The organism is Mesorhizobium sp. RSR380A, from assembly GCF_054719385.1.
The window spans coordinates 1,650,024-1,666,777 of the sequence record NZ_JBTTIB010000001.1 but is presented as its reverse complement, the minus strand read 5'-3'; the positions used below and the strand labels follow the sequence as shown (position 1 = coordinate 1,666,777).

At 63.9% G+C, this 16,754-nt stretch carries 16 protein-coding genes; 2 read left to right on the top strand and 14 right to left on the bottom strand.

Translation table 11 applies throughout. From position 1 onward, the window contains the following. Positions 1 to 9 precede the first annotated feature (9 nt). Entirely contained in the window at positions 10 to 1,395 is a 1,386-nt protein-coding gene (locus ACYG9Z_RS08020) for an NAD(P)/FAD-dependent oxidoreductase (protein WP_023695740.1), read from the top strand. Positions 1,396 to 1,453: 58 nt separating this feature from the next. Then, on the top strand, positions 1,454 to 1,822 hold the full coding sequence (locus tag ACYG9Z_RS08015) for a cupin domain-containing protein (protein WP_081725355.1): 369 nt from the start codon (positions 1,454 to 1,456) through the stop codon (positions 1,820 to 1,822). A 23-nt stretch (positions 1,823 to 1,845) separates the two neighbouring features. Here ACYG9Z_RS08015 and ACYG9Z_RS08010 read toward each other — a convergent pair whose 3' ends face one another. The 14 genes from ACYG9Z_RS08010 to ACYG9Z_RS07945 all read right to left on the bottom strand — a co-directional run bounded on the left by ACYG9Z_RS08010 (position 1,846) and on the right by ACYG9Z_RS07945 (position 16,747). After that, positions 1,846 to 3,489 carry an MFS transporter gene (locus ACYG9Z_RS08010; RefSeq protein ID WP_023751313.1) on the bottom strand — a complete coding sequence of 548 codons (1,644 nt, stop codon included), beginning with the start codon at positions 3,487 to 3,489 and terminating at the stop codon, positions 1,846 to 1,848. A 223-nt stretch (positions 3,490 to 3,712) separates the two neighbouring features. After that, positions 3,713 to 5,581: an asparagine synthase (glutamine-hydrolyzing) gene (gene asnB, locus ACYG9Z_RS08005; protein ID WP_023691732.1), complete on the bottom strand. Its 1,869-nt coding sequence runs from the start codon at positions 5,579 to 5,581 to the stop codon at positions 3,713 to 3,715. 71 nt (positions 5,582 to 5,652) lie between these two features. After that, positions 5,653 to 5,919 carry a flagellar biosynthesis protein FliQ gene (gene fliQ / locus ACYG9Z_RS08000; protein WP_023671896.1) on the bottom strand — a complete coding sequence of 89 codons (267 nt, stop codon included), beginning with the start codon at positions 5,917 to 5,919 and terminating at the stop codon, positions 5,653 to 5,655. 24 nt (positions 5,920 to 5,943) lie between these two features. Further along, the gene (gene flgD / locus ACYG9Z_RS07995) at positions 5,944 to 6,351 is read right to left on the bottom strand and encodes a flagellar hook assembly protein FlgD (protein WP_023671895.1); all 408 of its coding nucleotides are present in this window, start codon (positions 6,349 to 6,351) and stop codon (positions 5,944 to 5,946) included. Next, entirely contained in the window at positions 6,351 to 6,794 is a 444-nt protein-coding gene (gene flbT, locus ACYG9Z_RS07990; protein WP_023671894.1) for a flagellar biosynthesis repressor FlbT, read from the bottom strand. The genes flgD and flbT overlap by 1 nt, the downstream gene beginning before the upstream one ends. Further along, positions 6,791 to 7,138 (bottom strand): flagellar biosynthesis regulator FlaF, encoded by a 348-nt coding sequence (gene flaF / locus ACYG9Z_RS07985; RefSeq protein ID WP_023671893.1) that lies wholly within the window; start codon positions 7,136 to 7,138, stop codon positions 6,791 to 6,793. Before flaF ends, flbT begins: the two co-directional genes overlap by 4 nt. A 30-nt stretch (positions 7,139 to 7,168) precedes the next feature. Next, a complete protein-coding gene (locus ACYG9Z_RS07980; RefSeq protein ID WP_023671892.1) occupies positions 7,169 to 8,212 on the bottom strand; it encodes a flagellar hook-associated family protein in 1,044 nt (347 codons plus the stop codon). Between the two features lie 3 nt (positions 8,213 to 8,215). After that, complete coding sequence (flgK, locus tag ACYG9Z_RS07975) at positions 8,216 to 9,670, bottom strand: flagellar hook-associated protein FlgK (RefSeq protein ID WP_023686357.1); 1,455 nt, start codon at positions 9,668 to 9,670, stop codon at positions 8,216 to 8,218. 176 nt (positions 9,671 to 9,846) lie between these two features. Continuing rightward, positions 9,847 to 11,100 (bottom strand): flagellar hook protein FlgE, encoded by a 1,254-nt coding sequence (locus ACYG9Z_RS07970; protein ID WP_023691731.1) that lies wholly within the window; start codon positions 11,098 to 11,100, stop codon positions 9,847 to 9,849. A gap of 91 nt (positions 11,101 to 11,191) precedes the next feature. Beyond that, on the bottom strand, positions 11,192 to 11,860 hold the full coding sequence (locus tag ACYG9Z_RS07965) for a response regulator transcription factor (RefSeq protein ID WP_023683295.1): 669 nt from the start codon (positions 11,858 to 11,860) through the stop codon (positions 11,192 to 11,194). 220 nt (positions 11,861 to 12,080) lie between these two features. Next, complete coding sequence (locus ACYG9Z_RS07960) at positions 12,081 to 12,623, bottom strand: transglycosylase SLT domain-containing protein (protein WP_023751312.1); 543 nt, start codon at positions 12,621 to 12,623, stop codon at positions 12,081 to 12,083. Further along, a complete protein-coding gene (gene fliK, locus ACYG9Z_RS07955; RefSeq protein ID WP_198020700.1) occupies positions 12,601 to 13,878 on the bottom strand; it encodes a flagellar hook-length control protein FliK in 1,278 nt (425 codons plus the stop codon). The genes ACYG9Z_RS07960 and fliK overlap by 23 nt, the downstream gene beginning before the upstream one ends. 95 nt (positions 13,879 to 13,973) lie before the next feature. After that, positions 13,974 to 15,404 (bottom strand): chemotaxis protein, encoded by a 1,431-nt coding sequence (locus ACYG9Z_RS07950; RefSeq protein WP_023683298.1) that lies wholly within the window; start codon positions 15,402 to 15,404, stop codon positions 13,974 to 13,976. After that, positions 15,401 to 16,747 carry a MotB family protein gene (locus ACYG9Z_RS07945; RefSeq protein ID WP_023683299.1) on the bottom strand — a complete coding sequence of 449 codons (1,347 nt, stop codon included), beginning with the start codon at positions 16,745 to 16,747 and terminating at the stop codon, positions 15,401 to 15,403. Before ACYG9Z_RS07945 ends, ACYG9Z_RS07950 begins: the two co-directional genes overlap by 4 nt. Positions 16,748 to 16,754: the final 7 nt, after the last annotated feature.

Below are 16,754 nucleotides of genomic sequence, written 5' to 3'. Positions count from 1 at the left end.
AGTCATTCCATGCAAGCCAAGCGCAACGGCGACATATCGTTCTGGTATGCGGATCTGGGGGCGGTTCCCGTTCCGCGCCCGTCCTTGCCTGGAAACATCGAGGCCGATGTCGCCATTGTCGGCGCCGGCTATACCGGCCTGTGGACCGCCTACTATCTGAAAAAGGCGAAGCCATCGCTGCGCGTCGTGATCGTCGAGCGCGAATTTGCCGGCTTCGGCGCTTCGGGGCGCAATGGCGGCTGGCTGTCGGGCGGCTTCAGCTGGTCGCGCGAAAAATATCTCAAGACATCGAGCCGCCAAGGCGTGATGGCGATGCAGGCGGCGATGGCAGGCTGCGTTGATGAAGTGATCCGGGTCGCGACCGAGGAAGGCATCGACGCCGACATTCGCCGCGTCGACAATCTGACGGTGGCCACCAACGCAGCGCAGTTGGAGCGCGTGCGCGAAGAATGCGAGACGATCCGTTCCTGGGATGTCGACCCGAACCGCGTCGAGATGCTGGACGCCGCCTCAACGCGCACGCGCATCAACATCCGTAACGTCATGGGCGGCTTCGTCGTCCATGGCCAGGCGCGGGTGCAGCCGGCCAAGCTGGTGCGCGGGCTTGCCGATGCCGTCGAGCGGCTGGGCGTGCCGATCTATGAGAAGACGACGGTGACAAGCATCGCCAAGGGCAGCGTGACGACAGACCGCGGTACGGTGCAGGCGGAGACGATCATCCGCGCGACCGAGGGTTTTACATCAGGCATCCCCGGCGAGGAGCGGACCTGGCTGGCGCTCAACAGCGCGCAGATCGTGACTGAGCCGCTGCCTGCCGACCTGTGGCGCGACATCGGTTGGGAAGGGCACGAACTGCTCGGCAATGCGGCGCATGCCTATTGCTATGCCCAGCGCACGCGTGAGGGACGCATCACGATGGGCGGACGCGGCGTGCCTTATCGCTACGGCTCGCGCACCGACGTCAACGGCCAGACGCAGCAGGCCACGATCGACCAGCTGCACACGATCCTGACGACGCTCTTGCCGCAGACCAAGGGATGCCGCATCGATCACGCCTGGTGCGGCGTGCTCGGCGTGCCGCGCGACTGGTGCACCACGGTCGGCCTCGATCCCGCGACCCGCATCGGCTGGGCCGGCGGCTATGTCGGCCTCGGCGTGTCCAGCTCCAACCTTTCGGGGCGCACGCTGGCTGACCTTGTTCTCGGGGCAAACACCGAGCTGACGAAGCTGCCCTGGGTCAACCGCAAGGTCAGGCCATGGGAACCGGAGCCCTTCCGCTGGCTGGGCGTGCATTCGATGTACCAGCTTTATCGCATTGCCGATGGCCGCGAGGCGGCAGGGCTTGCGCGCACCTCGAAGCTGGCCGCGTTGGCCGACAGCATCACCGGCCACTAAAGCCATTTGTTCTCACGCAATTCCGGGGCAGACCCCTTTCCTGGAATTGCTCTTATCCATGGAGCTAGACTTGATCGATCTTTCGACCTTCCACGATCTCGCCAAGGCCGAGATCGGCGCGTTCTCTCCTAAGCCAAGCTCGATTGAAGGCGATCAGGTCGAGGCCGTGCGCTCGTTCTTTCAATCGCCTGACGGGACTGTCGATGTCGGCATCTGGGAATGCACGCCCGGCCGCTTCACCGCCGATCGTTCGGACTCGTCGGAGATCTGCCACATCATTTCGGGGCGCGTGGAACTGAGCCGCATCGATGGCGAGGTGCGGGAACTCGGTCCGGGCGATCTCCTCGTCCTGCCGCAGGGCTGGAAGGGCGAGTGGCTGATACGCGAGACCACGCGCAAGCTCTACATGATCCAGAGCGCCGGCTGACCGGCGCTACGGCTATGGCGAGCTCAGTGATCGATCGGCCCCTTCGGCGAGACCAGCGCGGTGCCGGCGGTCGTCGGGCGCTCGATCAGGCGGCGCACGCGCGGCGGTTCGTCGCCGCTGTGCAGCGCCCGCACCCGCTCGCCGACGACGGCGTCGGCATGGGTGGCGCGCCGGTTGTGGCGGATGTATTCCAGCCAGGTCGGCGTGTGGTAGTGTTCGATCCAGACTGCGGGATTTTCTAGGTCCCGAGCCAGCGTCCAGTTGCGGGCGCCGTCGCGGCGGCGGATGCGCCCGCGCTCGGCCATGGTGGCGAGGAATTCGGGTACATCTTCGTCGCGGATAATGTACTCTATCATGATGGCGATGGGGCCGCTGCGCGGCTTCAGGTCGAGGCCGAGATGCGGCTCCTTGAAGCGGTTGAGCGGGTCGAGGTTGAGAGTCGTCTGCTGCGGCAGCGGCAGGAACAGGCCGATGGCGCCGCCAACAAGCATCGCGATGGCCGCCGCAATCAGCGCGGTTTCGGCGCCATGCGCATCGGCAACGACGCCCCAGATCCAGCTGCCCAGCGCAATGCCGCCGAAGGTCGCCGTCTGGTAGACCGACAGCACCCGGCCGACGACCCAGCGCGGCGTCGACATCTGCACCGTGACGTTGAAATGCGACAGCGCGATCACCCAGCAGGCGCCGCCGATGAGCAAACCCGCCGCAGTCTGCCAGGCATTGAGGCTGATGGCGGCATTGAAGGCGCAGACGGCAAAGCCGGCGAAGGCCATCCGCACCATCGTCTCGCTGGACAGCAATTGTCTGAGACGCACGCTTATCAGCGCGCCGCCGACGGCGCCGATGCCGAAGGCGCCGAGCATGATGCCGTAGGTCAAGGCATCGCCCTTGACGACGTCGCGCGCCACCAGCGGCAGCAGCGCCAAAACCGCGCCGGCGCTGAAGCCGAAGGCGGAGCCCCTGACCAGCACCTTGCCGATGTTGGGCGACATGGCGACATAGCGCAGGCCGGCGCCCATGGCGGCGCCCAGCGTCTCGCGCGGCAGCGTCGAGACCGGCAGCTCCGGCTTCCAGCGGAAGAGCACGATGATGAGACCTATATAGCTCAGCGCATTGGCGGCGAACGCAGCAGCCGCACCAGCGGCGGCAACGATGATGCCGCCGATCGCCGGGCCGACGCTGCGTGTCAGGTTGAAGCCCAGTGAATTGAGTGCAACCGCGGCCGGCAGCTTGTTGCGCGGCACCATGTCGCCGACCGATGCCTGCCAGGACGGGTTGTTGAGCGCCGTGCCGCTGTCGATTAGGAAGGTGAAGGCAAGCAGCGTCCACGGCGTCATCCAGCCGTTCCAGGTGAACAGCGTTAGAATTGCAGAGACGACCAGCATGAAGATTTGGGCGATCAGCATCACCTTGCGCCGGTTGAAGCTGTCGGCGATGGCGCCGGCGACGAGTGCAAACAGCATGATCGGCAGAGTGGCCGAGGCCTGGACCAGCGCCACCTGATAGGGCGACGTGGCGATGGTGGTCATCATCCAGGCGGCGCCGACGCCCTGGATCAGGCCACCGAAATTCGACACCAGGCTGGCCGACCAGACGGCGCGGAAGATGCCGTGCCGGAACGGCGCCAGCGCCGAAACGCGTTCGCTGTCCGGCTCGTCATCGATCATCAGACCTGTCCCACCTTAACGTGCTGGTTTCGTCCGCGGGGACGACAATCATGGCATCCGTTTGAAATAGAGCACGACATCCAAAAGGGCGAACGCGTCTTCGAAAAAGATCATGGTCCAACAACAGGATAGCAAGGCGAAAATACGTCAGCCGGGAATGGTCCGCTACCCAGAGCGATGTTCTCATTGGTCCACTGCGCGGGGCTGTCGGCCGCGCGCGAAGTCAGCTTCTGTCCCGGGCAGCGGTATGCAAGGCTTCGGTCAGCGTGCCTGTCGTCTCGCCGCCGGCGTGAAGGCGCAGGAAAAGCTCCATGCCGACAAGCCGCAGCCTGGACGGTTGCTCGCGCCGCGCCAACTGGACCATGTCCTCCAAATTCGCGGCGGGCCATTTCAAGGCATCGCGCAGGAAACCGCCGCGTAGCAAAGTCTCCGTGCCGGCCGAAAATTGCGACGACATCTCGAAGCCGATCTTGCGCGCCTGGACGTTCTGGCGCGGAATATGCTTTTCAGCGACCTTTCGCAAAAGCCATTTTCCTGTTTTGTCGCGGTATTTCTGCCGCCTCGGCAAATGGATGGCGAAGTCGATCAGGCGGTTTTCCAGGAACGGGACCCGCAGTTCCACGGACGCCGCCATGCTCAGCCGGTCGTGCCGGTGCAGGATGTCCTGCAGATGCGAATAGAGGTCGTAGAGGCAACTACCGAGAAAGGCGCGATCCGCGGGCGGCATAACCGGCTCCAGGCGGTCGAAGATCTCGGTTTGCAGAAAATTCAGCTCCGGCGACAAAGCACGCAGGACCATGCTGCGATCCATTTGTGAGTGGCTTCCAGCCGAGACCTTGTAGGGGGCATGACGCTGTTGCTCGAATCTCCGGTCGAGCGAGCGCTTCGAATGGACCAGGCGCCGGGGCCACGACCAGGAACGCCACTTCTTCATGCTCAAGGCCTGCAAGGGGTAGCCGCCAAACAATTCGTCTGCGCCTTCGCCGGTGAGCAGCACCTTGACGCCATCGGCCCGGCATCGTTCGGCAAGCGCCAGCAGTGCGACATGGCTGGCGTGCCAGCCATCGCTTTCAAGATGCCAGATTACCCTTGGCCAAAGTTCGAAAAACCGGTTCCTGTCGACCGGCACCCGGCGCAAGGGCACGCCGACATGGCGGCCGGTGCGTTCGGCGTCTTCGGCCTCGCTGTTGCCGAGCTGCGGGTCGACGACATAACCGTGGACTTCCGGCCTGAACCGCTTTGCCAGCGCCGTTATCAGGCCGGAATCGACACCGCTGCTGCAGGCGGTGGCAACGCTGGTATCGGCGATGCAGTGAAGTCCGACGCTGTCCTTGAGCAACGCCTCGAGCGTCGCCATGTGTTCAGCATCAGCGGATGCATCGCCGGTAATGCGCGCGGTCTCCAGCACGTCCAGCACATGCCAGAAGCGGCGCTTCTCGATAACGCCATCGGTGATCTTCCACAGGCCGGCGGGCGGCAGGCGCTCGATGCGGTCGAACAGGCTGTAGCTGGAATCGCGGCTCTGCCAGGCAAGCCGCAAGGTGATCTCGCGGCTGTCGATGTCGCGCGGAAAACCGTCGCAGGCGAGGATCGCCTTGTCCTCCGAGGCGAACAGGATTCGCTCCGGCGTGTCGGCCACCGACATCGGCTTGATTCCAAGACGGTCACGCGCAAGCCACAGCGCACTGCTGCGAGCGTCGAAATAGGCGAAGGAAAACATCCCGTCGAACAGCGGCACGGCTTTTTCGGGACCCCAGTGATGCAAGGCTTCGAGAACCACTTCGGCATCGCAGATGGTTCGAAAGACGACGCCTTGCGCCTGCAGCGTTTCGCGCAGCGAGCGGTAATTGTAGACCTCGCCATTGTAGACGAGAACGCCATCGCCGGAAGAAGTCAGCATCGGCTCACGGGCGGCGGGCGAGGGATCGATGATGGTAAGCCGGCGGTGACCGAGCGCCAGCCGATTGTTGTGCCAGCTGTCATGATCGTCGGGGCCGCGATGTACCAGCGCCTGCATCATGCTGGCGACATCCGACAGGTCGTTGGCGTCGATCGGGTTTCGTTTGCGCCAGACGCCGGCTATTCCGCACATGGCCTGCCGGTGAGTTCTGCCTGAGTCATGGCCTGCAATCTAGCCGGAACACAGCCGCCTGCAAGCGCTGCCTAGAACCCGTTTTCGATGCGTTCGAAGATGACGTTGGTGAAGGCCGATATCTGGCTGCCGATGAACGGACCGGTCAGCGCCACGACCAGCATGATGGCTACGATCTTGGGTACGAAGGTCAGGGTGATTTCCTGGATCTGGGTCAGGGCCTGGATCAGGGCAATGCCGATGCCGACCACCATGGCGACCAGCACCACCGGCGCGGAAGCAACAAGCACCGTCCATACCGCGTACTGGACGATGTCGAGTGCGTCGGCCTCGTTCATGTGAGCGCGCCTCTATGGAACTGTCTAGCTGGCCGGCTTTATCGAAACGCCCGCGCCGACCGGCACTTCGGTGCCGTTCTGCAACACGGCGATCACGCCGTTGCTTGCAAGCTTGACCGAGGCCACGACGCCGGTCGTCTTGCCGTCGGCCGAGGTGATCGAGCGGCCGATCAAGGCATCGGCCTGCGACAGCGCCGAGGACTGCATGATCTGGTCGAGCTTGGTGTTGGTCTGCACCGATTGCTCTACCTGCGAGAAGGTGGCGAGCTGGGCGACATACTGCGTCGAATCCATCGGTTTCGTCGGATCCTGGTTCTTCATCTCGGCGATCAACAGCTTCAGGAACGACTGGTAGTCGACCGCTGTCTTCGACGTCTGCTGGGTGCCCTGGTTGGCGCCCGTGGGGATCGTCGTCGTCATGTCCACATTCATCAGTATTGTGCTCCCACGGCCAGCGGGCGCTTCGCACCCTGAACATCGTCATTGCCGCCAAGTGCGCGGCGTTCGAGCGGATAAAGCGCACGGATAGCCTTCAGCGCTTCATAGATATGGTCTTCGCCGACCATGCGGTCGATCTGCTTCAGCGCGCCACTGATCTGCTCATCCTCGAAGCTTGCCAAAAGCAAGGGCAGCGAGCGGCGGAACATGGCGCGCGCCTCGATGGCGCCGGCCGGGTTCATCAGCATCACCTGCAGGATGAAATAGAGCTGCTTGAGCGGCGTCAAGGCATCGTCGGCCTGGATGACATGGTTCTCGAGCAGGAACTGTACGTCGTTCATCAGCTCGACGGTGACCTTGCGGTCGACGCGGATGACGGCGCCGTTGATGTAGATCTTCTCGTTCGGCTTCAGCGATATCTTCAGCGTGTTGGTCATTGAATGCCGTCCCGAATGATCTGGGACACTTCGATCAGCCCTTCGAAATTGTCGGTGCGGCCCTGGCGGATGTCCTCGGCCTCGCGCAGCAGCCACAGGCCGATGGAGATGAGGTTGGCGCGCAGTTCCTTGGGCAGGACATTGTCGCTGGAACCGAGATCCTCGACGAAGGTGGTCCAGACCCGGTTGGTGAAGTGCAGCGCTTCGACCGCCTCCATCGAGGTGTGGCCGACCGCCGCCGCCGCCGCCAGCATTTCGATCGAGCGGGTCAAAAGCTGCCGCTCGCGATCTTTCGCATCGGCAACGGAGTCGGTCTGGATGTCGGCGTAGGAGAATTGGTACATCGTTTGGCTCTACCGTTGCGGTTGAGATTGTCAGGTCAGGTAGTTCAGCAGGCTCATCTGCTGCAGGCGCGCGGTCAGCGCGAAGGACGTCTCGATATGCTGCGTCAGATCCGCGACGCGGGTGGCTGCCTCGGCGGGGTCGACGCCTTCCAGATCAAGGATATGGCGCTCGAACAGGTCGACCTGCGTCTTCATGCGGTCGCTGGCGTCGGAGACCCGCTTCTCGGCAAGGCCGGTCTCGGCCTGCAGTTGCCCTAGCCCGCCCAGCGCCTCGCCGACCATCGCCTGGGCGCGGCCGACAACGGTGGTCTTCGCCGCCTGGCTGATATTGCCGGACAGCAGGCCGGTGATCAGGGCGGAAGCCATGGCGAGCTTGCGGATGCTGTCGTCATTGGCGCTGGCCGAGGTTTGGGTGGTTTCGCCCAGCGAAATGCGGCTGACGATCTGCTGGTCGGTGGCGTTCGACCAGTTGGCCTGCCAGCCGGAGCCCATGAACTGCGGCAAGACATTGCTGGTGATGAAGCCGTCCATCTGGGCGGCGGTGATGTTGGCAGCGAGCGGATCGGCCTGCGTGAAGCCGAAATACGACGAGAAGGAAGCGTCGAACGCCGCCTTGGCCGGCGAGCCCGCGGCGGTGAAATCGTCGATCGGCTTGACGTCGGTGTTGGTGCCGGCAAACAGATATTCGCCGTTGACGCTGGCGTTGAGGATAGAGGTCATCTGCTGCACGGCGGCCTTGCCGGCTTGCTGCGTGATGGTGCTCGAGGAATTGCCGGCGGCGGTCAGCGCGGTCAGCAAATTCTGCGCAGTGTCGGAAAGCTGGCCAAGCGCAGCCTGCGTCGAGGACAGCCGCGCGGTGACCAGCGAATTGGAATCGATGATGACGTTCAACCGGTCGAGGTCGCGCGAGAAGGTGACCGCCTGCGAGGTGCGCGCGCCGAGCGCCAGACCGACATCGGCGACGGTGCCGGTCGTCGATTCCTTGGTGGCTTTGACCAGTTCGGCCTGCATGCGCATCTGCTGATAGCGCGCGGCGTTGGAGAGGGCGGCTGATGAGACGGATGTGGCTTTCATGGCTTATCCTACGGCATCGAGCAGGGCCGACAGCATGTCGTCGACGGTTTTCATCATGCGCGCCGAGGCCTGATAGGTGTGTTCGAGGTCGAGCAGCAGCGACATCTCCTGGTCGACATTGACGCCGGTGTCGTTGGACAGCGCCTCGGCGGTGCGCGATGCCAGCGCTTCCTTGGCGTCGGCGTTGCTCGAGGCCTGCTGGCGCTGGCCTTCGAACCAGCCAATGGCATTGGCGGCGTAGTCGGACACGCTGGACGTGACGGTGATGCCGGCCGCAGCGTCGAAAGGCATCGGCTTGTCGAGCTTGTCGCCATAGCCGATCAAGAGCTGCGAATAGGAGGCGTTGCCGGCAGTGTTGGCGATATAGGCCGCACCATTGGCGCCGCCGTCGCGCAGCAGCACCGGATTGCCGCCGACGCTCGAGTCCATTGCGGCGTTGACCTTGATCGAGCCGGCAAGCCCGTCGATCAGCGTGCCGGCGGCCGGAATGGCGGGCGCACCCGACCAGGTGAACAGGCCGGTTCGGTCGGGCTGCGAAGGTGCTGTTTCGGCAAAGGCGGTGATGAGGCCGCGCGCCACTTCGTCGAGCTGGCTCTGCATCGTCGCCGCGACGCCGTCGCGCAAGGTGATGAGCCCGGCGAGCTTGCCGTCGGCGCTGGTGTTGCCGCCAGCCCCGGCGCTGACCGGCACATTGTCGATGTAGATGGTGTTGCCTGGTGTGCCGGCCGTGTAGCCCGCCGACGGGGTGAAACTTACCGAGCGCGGAATGGTCTCGAACAGTGTCGTGCCATCCTTGGTGGTGATGACCATGTCGTTGTCGCCACGCGTGAAGGTCGACACCGGCACATAGTCCGCGATCTTCTTCAGCAAAGCGTCGCGCTGGTCGAGCGCGTCGGATGCGTCGGTACCCGAACGGGTTGCGGAGATGACCGCCTTGTTGGCGTCCTGGAACTGACTAAGCAGCGAGTTGAGATCGTTAACCGCCGTTGATATCTCGCCATCGGCCTGGGTGCGGAAATCCTGGATCGCGTTGGTGCCGTCGTTCAGAGCGCGCACCACCTGCTGGGCCGCGTCGATGACGCTGGAGCCGAGGTTCTGGTTGGATGGCGTAGCGGCGTAAAGCTGCAGCGCGTTCTGCAGCTTGCCGATCGCGGTCGAGGCAGAGGAGGCGTTGTCGACGCCGTTGACGGCAACGGCGAGGCGGTCAATTCCGCTGTAAAGCGTGCTCTGGCCGCTCCATGCCGATTGCGCGCTAAGGTTCTGGCGAAACAGCAGGGCGTTGGTGGCGCGCTGGATCTCGACCGAGCGGGCGCCGGGCGCGCTGCTGACGACGACCGCCGTGCGGCGGGCATAGTCGGGGTTGCTGGCGTCGGCAATATTGCGGGAAAGGACGCTGGTCTGCTTCGATGTGGTCTGAAGCGACTGTTGGGCTATGGTCAATGCGGAAGTCAGCGACATGCGGGTCTTTCACGAGGCCAGTGGGGAGGGGATGACGTCTCTGCCCTGTCGGCGGCGTCGGCGTTCGGAAACCTGCAATTCCAGACCACCCCGGCCGGTTTGCCGGTGTGGCCTTGAATTCGAAATCCGCGCACCGCGCTGCTCTGGTTTGGGTTCATTCCCCTGGCGCCCGTCGTTTATCTCTTCAGGTTGACAAGGACATCCATGAGGTCGGAACCGGTCTGGAACACTTTCGAGTTAGCGGTGTAGCTGCGCTGCGCCGCGATCATGTTGGTCAATTCCTCGGCGATATCGACGTTGGAATTTTCCAACGCGCCGGAGATGATGCTGCCGAGCTTGCCTTCATTGGCGAAGCCGATGCGCACGGTGCCGGAGTCGGTGGACTGCGCATAGACATTGCCAGGCAGTGCGGTGAGGTTGTCGGCGCTCTGGACGTCGGCCAGTGGGATCTTGAACAGCGGCTTGGTCGAGCCGTCCTGATACTGGGCGTAAATGACTCCGTCCTCGCCGATCTGGATCTTTTCGATCGTGCTGGGCGCGTTGCCGTTGACCTTGGCTTCGGAGACCGTGAAGCCGGTGCCGAGCTGAGTCAGCTTGGACAAATCGAGGTCGAGCGACGCACCGCCCGGTACGGGGATGGTAATCGAATCGACGGCGCCGGTGAGTTTGCCGGTGGTGGTGTCGAAGGTCAGGTTGGCCGTGGCCAGCGCGCCGCCCGTATAGGGAAAGGATGTGCCCGGCGTCGCCTGGGACTGGTCGAACACAGAGACCGACCAGGTGCCGGTCCCGGTGTTGGTGAAATAGAGGTCGAGCAGCTTCTTGTTGCCGAGATTGTCGTAGGTGACCATCGAGGATTTCGACGTGTATTCCGCCGTCGGGCTGTTGGTGGACGGCAGCGGACCGGCGGGCGGCGTGGCGCCGGCCGGCAGATTGGCGTTGAAGTTGCCCGCGGTGCTGGGCGTCGCGGTCATTTCCTGGTCGGAGATCTGGACCGGCACCAGCCCTTCGAAACCGTTGGCGGTGGCAGCCGGTGTGCCGTTGGCGTAGCTGTAGGCCATCAGCTGGTAGCCGGCGGCGTTGACCAGTCTGCCCTGAGCGTCGGGAACGAATGCGCCGGCGCGGGTGAGGAAAGGCGTTCCGCTGGGGTCCTGGACGACGAAGAAACCGTTGCCGTTGACCGCAAGGTCGGAAACCGAGGTCGTGTACTGCAGCACGCCCTGGGCGCTGATGGCCGAGCGGATGGTGGTGTTGACGCCGCCGGAATTATAGGCGCCGCCGACCTGCGGCATGATCAGCGTCGAAAACTCGGCCGAGGATCGCTTGTAGCCGGTGGTGTCGGAATTGGCGATGTTGTCGGCTGTGGCCGAAAGGCGGTTGGCCTGCGCGTTCATGCCGGAAACGCCGGTCCGCATCATTCCGTAAAGGCTCATCGAACGTCTCCTCAATGCCCAACATCGTTGGGCCCATCTGTGGTCGCGAGGATATAATTTCTGTCTTGCGCGAGGCTGGCGCAGACCGCCATCAGAACACCAGCCGGTAGCCAAGGAAGCGCTTGGAATCTATCGGGTCCTGGCCGAGCTTTTCGCGCAGCTTCTTGCGCAATTTGGAGATGTGGCTCTCGACGACGTTCTCCTCGACCTCTTCGTCGAAGATGCCGTAGATGGCGTTGAAGACCTGGGTCTTGGTGACGCGGCGTCCGCGGTTGCTCGCCAGATATTCGAGGATGCGGCGTTCGCGGCGCGGCAGAGGCAACGGCTGGCCATCGATCTCGGGATCGCGGCCGTCCATGAAGATGCGCATGGCGCCGATCTCGGTATAGCTGACGTCCTCATGGGCGCGGCGGCGGATGGCGGTGATGCGGGCCAGGATCTCCCGGATATGGACCGGCTTGCGTATGACGTCGTCGACCCCGCTCTCGAACAGCCGCAGCGTATTTTCAAGCGAGTGCTGTTCGCTCAGCGCAATGACCGGAGCGCCGGTGCGGTCGCGGATCTGGCGTGGCGAGATGGCGCCTTCGCGGCAGTCGCCGATGAGGAAGGCTCGGACCGATCGCAAATCCGTGTCGGCGGCCGATGTCACCCACTCGCCGAATTCACCGGACGCGAAGCCTGCACAGGCGACGCCCTCACGATCGAAAAGTGAATTATAGCCTTCAGTTACGAGCTCACGCTCGTCAACGATTACAATCATCGGCCCCGCCTCCGAATCAGATCATCTGCCCCGTGGGAAGAGCCGTAACCGGTGCCGGGAATCCTGAACAACCATCATTTCTTGTAGCTATTTTCTTGGGAGTTATTTCGAGTTTCGAAATAACCGCAATCAGGAGGTTGTATCGTTGGTTGCCGAACGGGTGACGTGGCACGTCACCCGCCGGGCGTGGATTTGCAACCGTTCGCAAGAGATTATTCACCTAAGGGTTGCAAAAGTTGCGGGCGTTCGGGGTCCATTTGCCGAAGCCGGTGGCGACCATATTGGCGATGACGCGGCAGACATAGAATTTCTGCGCGGGGTCATTGTCGGGGCCGGCGTGGTAGCGGGCGACGGCCATCGACCAGCTGACATGACGAGCATGCAGGCTGGCCAGGAAGCGCGCGGCATAGTCGACATTCTGGCGCGGGTCGAGCATGTCGTCGACGCTGCGGAAATGCGCGGCGTGATAGTGATGGTTGATCTGCATGCAGCCGAGGTCGATCAGCGTCTTGCCCTCACGTCGGGCTGCTTCGAAGGCGGCCAGGGCCTCAGTGCGGCTCCTTGGAAAGACCGCTTTTCCCTGTATATTCAATGCGTTAGGTTGCAAGCTACCCTTCTTGCCGGTCTCGGTCAGCCCGACCGCATAGAGGATGCCGGCGGGCACGCCATAGCGGTCGGCGGCACGCAAGATCTCGGGCTCGCAAGGGTTGGTGGCGGCGTTGGCAGGCCCGGCGATGAGGCTAGATAAACATATCCTCGCCATCGCGCTCGCGAGCAGGCGCGCCAGCGCGGCCGAATTCCTGGGCATCGTCATTGCGGTTTCTTCCCGACTGCTGGCCGCCCGAACCCGTATTGTTGCCGCTCGAGTTTCCGGGCTGAAAAGCGGACTGGTCGCGGCCTTGCGGCATTGGCTGCGAGTTCGCTGCATCGCTGCGAACCCCTGCGTGGACTGCTATCGAAGGTTGCAGGATGGTGACCTTGTCGACATCGAAGCCGAGCCCGCGCAACGACTTCACGATGGCGTCGCTATCGGTGGCGAGACGGCGGTAAGCCTCATGGGTTTCGGGCTTCAATTCTATCGAAAGTTGTTCTCCGGAAAGCCTGAGACTGGCGGTGACCATGCCTAGCTCTGCCGGGTGAAGCTCGATCTTCAATATATGTGTCGGAACGGCAACAGAACCGGCCGTCTGGGCGCTCGTCGACGGCGTCGAAACCGCTTGCCGCAGTCCGTTGTCCGAAGCCAGCACGTCGATAAGCGCCGAAGTCGTCTGGTTCATCGGGTTTTGCGCCGGGGCCGGGAAGCTCTGTTCGGCGACAATGTCGACGCGCGCAGCGAATGGCGGCTGTTTTCCCTGTGTGGCCGATGCCGCGGAATGGGCTCCATCGACGGACTTCGCCGACCGTTTTGCCTCGGGTGCCGAAACGTCGCTTGCCGTCTGGTCCGCCGGTAGAGGAGGCGTCGGACCATCCTGGTGCGGCAGTTTGCCGGACTGGAGCCCGATCGCGGGCAGCTTTTGCCCCTGATCCTGTGCGGAAACGCTGGTACCGGGCTTGGCCCGTTCCGATCGCGTCGTCGTGTCGAGTCTGTTGTCAATGCCGGACGCTGCGCGGTGTCTCTTCAGAGGCGACGTCTGTGCAGAAATGGCCTCGCCAGCGGGCGCCGGTTGCCCAGTCTGTCCATTCGTCGCGATGCCGTTCCCGCTTGTCCGGACCGTTGAGAAATGCCTGATATCGTGCAGCGCCAGCACCAGTGGCAAATGATCCTGCAGCGATCCTGCATCCGCGTCTCGTCCGGCCACCTCAGCGTCCTTGGATGGTTTGTCCGGGCCACTATCGGCATGTTCTTTTGCGGCCTTGCCGGCAGCGGATTTCGTCCCCGTTTTGCCAGACTGGGTGTGTGGGATTTCGCTTTTGCCGGGACCGGCAGGGCTGCGTTTGGCCCAACGCAGCTCGTGCGACGCGGCCTCAATTGCTCCGTGGCCTATCGGTGTCGGCGCATCGTCGTCGCCGCGCACCATGTCGCCGAAGCTTTTGTCGCCACCTTTGGCGTTTGAGGCCGACTGCTTCGATCCGGCGTGCGCGGGAGCCGGCAGGGCCTGGCCAACATTGGTGGTCATTTCGGGGCTGCTCCAAGCATCTGGTCGATCAAATCGAGCTGGCGACGCGTCCTCGCCATGGCGGCGTCGGTGGGATCGGTAGGCTCTACTGCGGCGGGGGCCGGCACCGATGCCGGCACGACCGGAGCCGCATCGCTGGCCGAGGCGACTGCAGGCGTTTCCGCCGCCTTTGCCTCTGGCGTGCTCGGTGCCTGCGCGGCCGGCTCACTTGCCGCCTTCGGTTGGTCGGTTGCGGGCTGTTCACTCGACGTTGTGGCGGCTGGCCGTTCCGGCATCGCGCCTTCGACCGGCGGCAGCTCTGGCTCGTCGGGTCTTTCCACTGCCGCGGTCTTGACCGGCTCCTGCCTGGCCGCGGCAGGTGCGGGCTTTTCGGCAGGCAGCGGCGCCGGCGGGGCGATGACTTCACCCGCCACGGCCTGCGCGGCATCGAGCAGGTCGCGGTCGCTTTGCGAAAGCTGGTTCCGATCGATCTTGTCCAGCTTGGCGCGGACCTCGCCGATGGTGCCGGACGTTACCGTGGACAGGCTGGAATAGAGCTGGGCGCGCGGATCGTCCTGATTGTGGATGCCGTCGCGGCCCCGTTCAGCCCTGGCCGAGGCAAAGGCGGAGAGATCGGCAAAGCCGTCGATCGCGGCGCGGCGGGCGATGCGCAGATAGATCACCTTCTCGCGTTCTGGATCCATCATTGCGGTGATGTCGGCGAGCTTGTCCTGGCTGATCGCCATGTGCAGCGTGATGACGCCGGAGACGAAGGCGTCGGCGAACTGGCTGGCATAGGGCGAATAGAGGTAGTCTTCGACGTATTGGGTTGAGGCAAGCGCGAAACGCGCACCGTCGCCTTGCGCGGCGGCGATGCCGACCGAGCGGCGCAGCGCTGCTTCCTCGACCAGCGTGCCGGGGCTGAGCAGGCGAGCATCGTCGAGCAGCGCAAGCGCGCTGACCGGTTGCTCGGTGGCGAGAAGCGAGCCCTTGACCAGCGCCAGAAAGGCACCGACATCGGGGGGCAGGGTCATCGGATCGATCGGCTTCAGCGCCTCGATCGCAGCCGCCTGCCGGCCGTTCAGATAATCGACAATGCCCTTGGCGATGGTCAGGCTTTGCGGGTCGGTCTTGGCGCGCGACACCGCCGCCTCGACGGTGACGGGGTTGCCGCCACTCATGCCATAGACCAGCAAGGCGCGAAAATTCTTCGGGTCGCTGAAATCATCTGCGTCCGCCGCGCGCAGCCTTGTGTCGGCCATTTCGAGCAGCTTGGCCTGCATCGGCAGCGCGGCGTGATCGCCGGCGGCGATGCGGTCCTGCACAAGCTGCAGCGAGCGCACCAGCTGATAGGGCTGCAAGCCGTCCTCGGCGAAGGCCGATGGCGGATGGACAGCGCTCAGCAGCAGCAGCCCGACGGCGCGGCCGATGATCGCGGCGCGCCTCATCCGTCGGTCGCCATCAGGATTTCGATGCGGCGGTTCGCGGCCGCCATCGGGTCGGCTGCAATTTTCGGCTCGCGATCGGCGAAGCCGGCGACCTCGGTGATGCGGCGCTCGTCGACGCCGCCGCGCACCAGCATGTAATAGGCGGAATGGGCGCGCGCCGTGGACAGCCGCCAATTGTCGTAAGTGTCGCTGCGGAACGGCCGCGCGTCGGTGTGGCCGTTGATGCTGATCGTGCCTTTCTGCTCGTTGACGATGCGGCCGATCTTTTCCATCGCCAGCACCAGTTCACGCCTAGGCACAGCCGATCCGATCTCGAACATGCCGAAATCGAACTGGTCCGTGATGGAAATGACGACACCCTTGTCGGTGGCTTCGACGGAGACGCCATCATGCAATTTGTCGCCTGGCTTGAAGGCCTCGGCCAGTTCCTGCTTGACCTGCGCCGCGGCTCTAACAGTGGCGGCCGTCGGCGCTTTTTCTGCGGCTTCGGGTTTGGGTGCGGGTTGTGCTTCGGCGGCTTCGGCCTTTGCAATTTCGGCCTTCGCTGCTTCAGCCTTGGCCTCTGCTTTGGCTTCAGCCTTGGTCAGCGGCTTATCGGAAACGGATTTCGCCAGCGGCTCGAGCGGCGCCGCGGCCACTGGCGGCGCGGCCGGCACGGCCTTCACCTCCGCCACTTGCGTCTGTGCCGCCTTGTCACCCGGCTTCAGGGGATCGCCTTCGATCTTGGTGCGTTCGGCGGTGGCTTCGGCGCCTGGTGCAGCCACCTGCTGCGACCAGAAATCCGGCGCGAACGGGTCGCGGTAGGATTGGCCGCCGGATGCGCCGGTAGCCGGGCCGGACGCCTGCGCGCCGCCATCGCCCTTCTCGCTGACATTTTGCATGACGCCGGTGTCGGTGGCGATTTCCGACAGCACAGCATAGGGATCGGCAAACAGATGCTCGTCGGAAAGATCGGTCTTCGGCGCCGATTCCTTCGATTGCTTCTTGTCCGAGGTGCCGGCGCCGCCGATGCCGTCCTGTCCGGCCTTGCTGGTCTTGTCCCGCGGGTCGTCGGCCGTCAGCCCGACCTTGCTCGGGCCATCGCCGAGGTCTTCGAGGCCCTTGCGGCTGGCGTTGCGATCGACCAGCTTGACCGGATTGAAGTAGCTGGCAACGGCCGCCTTGGTCTGCTCGTTGGCGGCGTTGATCAGCCACATGACGAGGAAGAAGCACATCATGGCGGTCATGAAATCGGCAAAGGCAATCTTCCAGACGCCGCCATGGTGGGCGTCGTCGTGGTCGTCGTGATTGCGCCGCACGATGATGATCTCGTGCCTGGCGTCTGCGGCCTCGACAACGCTCATGACGTCC